1 protein-coding gene is annotated in these 680 nt (G+C 38.2%); it reads left to right on the top strand.

Annotated features, from left to right (window positions below):
* Nucleotides 1–680 (top strand): ShlB/FhaC/HecB family hemolysin secretion/activation protein (locus tag FY049_RS22225; protein WP_446084435.1); only part of this gene is annotated, 680 nt, incomplete at both ends.

Raw genomic sequence — 680 nt, 5'->3', positions numbered from 1 at the left:
GCTGTAGCTCAAGATGGTACGGAATTGGTTGGCTATAGTGATCTTATTGTGACATCTAGACCTTATAAAAAATTAGGATTGAGTTTAGGTATTGATAACTCGGGATCAAAAAATACAGGGCAATATATAGGGAGTCTAGGGATTAGTTTAAACAATCCTTTGCTGTTGAATGATGCGCTCAATATTAATTTAAGTCATTCATTGGATGATTGGAAAGAAGACTTTAACCAAAGCTTTTATATCAACTATTCAATTCCATTTCGAAACTATGAGTTATCCGCAACCCATAATAAATATAAGTATGAACAAAAGGTCGCAGGCTTTAATGCACCGATTTTATATAGTGGAAAAACCAAGCAAAGTCATTTGACACTTTCACGGATGATCAGCCGTGGTGCACATCATAAAACTAGTTTTTATACCAAGAGTTATCATAAAGAAAATCAAAATTTTATTGAGAATGTAGAGATCGGTGTTCAGCGTAGAGAAACTGCGGGGTGGAATGCGGGTCTTCAACATCGACAATATATTGGCAATGCATTACTTGATTTGAATCTTGATTATCGACGTGGCACAGGGGCATTGGGTGCTCAGTCTGCGCCTGAAGAAAGAATTGTAGATATCAATGGCCGACCTTTGGCTGTTGAAGGATATGCCCGCGCTCCTTTGTGGAGTGCTGA

This window comes from Acinetobacter sp. 1125_18A (assembly GCF_052824985.1).
The sequence above is the reverse complement of the archived record's forward strand: the minus strand, read 5'-3'. Positions and strand labels throughout refer to the sequence as shown.